Origin of the sequence: uncultured Flavonifractor sp., from assembly GCF_944387675.1 — a bacterium.
In the GTDB taxonomy this organism is placed as follows: domain Bacteria; phylum Bacillota; class Clostridia; order Oscillospirales; family Oscillospiraceae; genus Flavonifractor.
Genome location: NZ_CALXFV010000149.1, coordinates 1 through 3,613, shown reverse-complemented (window position 1 = coordinate 3,613; position 3,613 = coordinate 1). Strand labels below are relative to the sequence as shown.

General features: G+C 62.6%; 3 protein-coding genes. All 3 read right to left on the bottom strand.

The annotated features are described in order from the left end of the window. Positions 1–269 precede the first annotated feature (269 nt). On the bottom strand, positions 270–812 hold the full coding sequence (locus Q0J74_RS10750; RefSeq protein ID WP_297214478.1) for a stage V sporulation T C-terminal domain-containing protein: 543 nt from the start codon (positions 810–812) through the stop codon (positions 270–272). Between the two features lie 144 nt (positions 813–956). Then, positions 957–2,390, bottom strand: coding sequence for a pyruvate kinase (gene pyk / locus Q0J74_RS10745; RefSeq protein ID WP_297214476.1), 1,434 nt, complete (start codon positions 2,388–2,390; stop codon positions 957–959). A 59-nt stretch (positions 2,391–2,449) separates the two neighbouring features. After that, positions 2,450–3,613: MFS transporter (locus Q0J74_RS10740; RefSeq protein WP_297214474.1), on the bottom strand; the 1,164-nt coding region annotated here is incomplete at its 5' end.

Sequence of the window (3,613 nt, the reverse complement as noted above, 5' to 3'; positions counted from 1 at the left end):
TGATCGGCAATCACCGCTTTTGTGCCTGAATCCGGCCGAAAAAGCCTCGCAGAGTTCGCGCCCGCAGGCGCGAAGGACGTGGAAATCTGTTTTCAGCCGCGACATGTGCGCGGCTGAAAACACTGCTCAGACCGCAAGTGTGGGATTTGTCCGCTGCAGACGGACAAATCCTGCGCGCAGCGGCCTGCATCCTACTCGAAAAAGTGGCTCCGCCACTTTTTCGACGGCCTCAGGCCCCCTCCGCCTTTGGCGGAGGGGGCCTGAATTTGTTACGCCTCCATATGGCGGCCCAGGAAGCCGGCAATGGTCTGAACCAGCTTGTATTCGGTGCCGTCACTGGTCTGCTCCGGGTCGGTGGTCGCAAAGAGCACGCAGCCCAGCACATCCCCCTCGGACAAAATGGGGGCCGCGCAGGTGGCCGTATACTTGTCCCCGTCCTCACACACCGGTACGGGGGCGGCGCCGGGCTGGACCTGGTAGATCTGCCGGTTCTCCATAATCTGCTCCAGCTCGGGGGAGATCCGCTTGTCCGCCAGCTCCCGGCGGGGGGTGCCGGCCAGGGCGATGCAGGCGTCCCGGTCGGTGATCACCGCGATCTTACCGGTGGTCTTGTTCAACGTCTCGCACATCTGCCCGGCAAAGTCCCCCAGGCCGCCCATCAGGGAGTACTTTTTAAAGATCACCCCGCCGTCCTTGTCCGTGTAGATCTCCAGCGGATCGCCCTCCCGGATGCGCATGGTCCGGCGGATCTCCTTGGGAATCACCACCCGGCCCAGATCGTCGATGCGGCGTACAATGCCAGTCGCTTTCATATCCAAACTCCTCCTGCGGTTGTGGTTACAGCCCTTAGTATCCGCAGGTTTCTTTTGCCTATACGGCAGGAAGGGGTGGTTTCATTTGGAAAGGAACACAAAAATGCCCTCCGGGAAGTTCCATCCCGGAGGGCATGCGGCAAATCAGCAGAACTTTTCGTCTACCACCTGGGCCTTGATCAAATTGGTGGTGCCGGAACGGCCGAGGGGAACACCAGCGGTGATGACCACCGTCTCTCCCGCCTTGACCGCCCCCTCCTTCCGGGCTACGTCCACCGCCAGGGAGAACATCCGGTCGGTGGAGTCCACCTCGCCGGACAGATAGGCGTGGACACCCCAGGAGATGGCCAGCTGGCGGCGGCTGGACTCACTCTGGCACAGCGCCACAATGGGGCAGGCGGGCCGGAAGCGGGAGATCACCTTGGCGGTGTATCCCGACTTGGTGGGCGCCAGAATGGCGGTGGCGCTCAGATCCATGGCGGTCAGGCAGCAGGTGTGGGTGATAGCGTCGCTGATGCTGGTGATGCCGGGGAGCAGGTTGCTCTCCCGGAAGCGGCCCCAGTAGTCGATGGCGTCTTCCGCCGCCGTCACCGTATTTACCATGGTCTCCAGCGCCTCAATGGGGTACTTGCCCGAGGCGGTTTCACCGGAGAGCATCACGCAGGAGGTACCGTCAAACACCGCATTGGCCACGTCGGACACCTCCGCCCGGGTGGGACGGGGATTGCGGATCATGGAGTCCAGCATCTGGGTAGCGGTAATGACCGGCAGACCGGCCCGGGTGGCCGCCTTGATCATCTTCTTTTGCAGAATGGGTACTTCGTGGGCGGGAATTTCCACGCCCAAATCGCCCCGGGCCACCATGATGCCGTCGGATGCGGCAATGATGGCGTCAATGTTGTCCACGCCCTCCCGGTTTTCAATTTTAGCGATGATGCGGATGCCGTCCCCGCCGTGCTTGTGCAGCTCGGCCCGGATGTCCTCCACATCGCTGGCCTTGCGGACGAAGGAGGCCGCGATAAAGTCAAACTCATGCTCCGCCGCGAACTTCAAATCCTCCCGGTCCTTGTCGGTGAGGGAGGGCAGCAGAATATGTACGTCGGGAATGTTGATGGACTTGTTGCTGGACAGGGCGCCGCCATTTTCCACAACACAGCGGATGGCGTGACCCTCCACCTCTTTGACCCGCAGCTCAATCAGCCCGTCGTCCACCAGAATCCGGCAGCCGGGCTCCACTTCCTGGTGGAGGTTCTCATAGGTCACCGATACCTGAGTGCTGTCGCCCGGCACATCGTCGGTGGTCAGGGTAAAGCTCTGCCCCTGGGCCAGTGTAACAGGTCCGTCGGCGAAGGTCTTGACCCGGATCTCCGGACCTTTGGTGTCCAGAATGGTGGCCACAGGAGCACCCAGGTTGTCCCGCACCTTTTTAAACATATTCAGCCGGGCCAGCTGTTCCGCGTGGCTGCCGTGAGAGAAGTTGAAGCGGGCGGCGTTCATACCCTTGCGGATCAGCCGTTCCATGGTCTCCTCATTGTCTACAGCGGGGCCAAGGGTGCAGATAATCTTCGTCTTTCTCATATCGTACCTCCAAGTCGGGTATCCGTTCTCAACGTCGGCATCTCAAAAATCCGGAACTATCATACACCATTTGGCCGCTTTTGGAAAGAGGAAATCCATGTGTTTTTTCTGAATGATATCCAGCAGAGCGCCGTACCCGCGCAGCCGCAGGCAATACAGGCCCCCAGCATCAGGTTGGCGCCCCCCAGATCCAGCGTCCATCCCGCCAGCAGGCCCCCCAGCATTCCACCCAGGCCGTTGGAGGCCACCATCATCACCGTCTGGCCCCGGACCCGGTCGCTCTCCGGCACCGATTCATTGACAAAATACACCGAGGCGGGGGTAAACAGGCCGTAACCCAAAACCTGAATGGGCTGCACCGCCAGAACGCCCGGGTAGCTGGTGGTGAGCAGCAGCAGCACCCCCTTCAGGGTTCCGAAGAGCATGCTCAGCATCACCAGCCGCCCACTGCCCAGCCGCCGCAGCAGCTTGCCGAAAAACCAGGCCGTGGGCAGCTCCGAGGCGCCCATGAGAAACAGGGCCAGGCCCAGGTCCGCCTGACTGCCGCCCCGGCTGGTCACAATATTCACCAAAAAGTTGGACAGGGGCATAATCCCTGTCAGACCCAGCAGCACCCCCGCCAGCATCAGGGTGAAGCGGGGATTGCCCCGCAGGAGGGCCAGGGCCGATCGGGGTCTCTCCCCCGCCCGCTCCTGGGTACGGGCGGAACCCCGATAGGCCGGATAGCCGGCCACCAGTGCCGCCTCCACCCCCACCAGCAGCAGATGGGTGAGCAGGGTGCTCTCCAGCCCGGCCCAGCTCACCTGGAGGCCCAGCAGCACACACACCACCGCATAGGCCATGGAGCCGATCCCCCGGCCCAGGCTGTACCGGATGGGGACACCGTCGTTGATAAACTGAATGGCCATGGCGTCCATCAGGGGATAGGAGGACACCTCCAGCCCACCGATCACCGCCCACACCAGGGCGGTCTCCCACAGGCCCATGCCCGGCGCCAGCCAATACCAGGCCCCTGCCCCCATGGACAGCACCAGGGAGAGGGTGACAATCCACTTCAGGGGAATCTCCGGGTGCCGGTCGGCAAAGCCACCCAGCAGGGGCTGGCAGAGGATGCCGGCCAGGCAGCGCACCGCCGTCATCATCCCCGCCTCCCCGTTGGAGAAGCCCCGCTCCAGCAGCAGGGCGGTCTGATAGGCCACGATGGAGGCAAACATGGCCCAAAA

What these genes read in the sequence shown, in the direction of transcription:
- pyk (WP_297214476.1), bottom strand. Translation starts at nt 2,390, where the DNA reads ATGAGAAAGACGAAGATTATCTGCACCCTTGGCCCCGCTGTAGACAAT.
- Q0J74_RS10750 (WP_297214478.1), bottom strand. Translation starts at nt 812, where the DNA reads ATGAAAGCGACTGGCATTGTACGCCGCATCGACGATCTGGGCCGGGTG.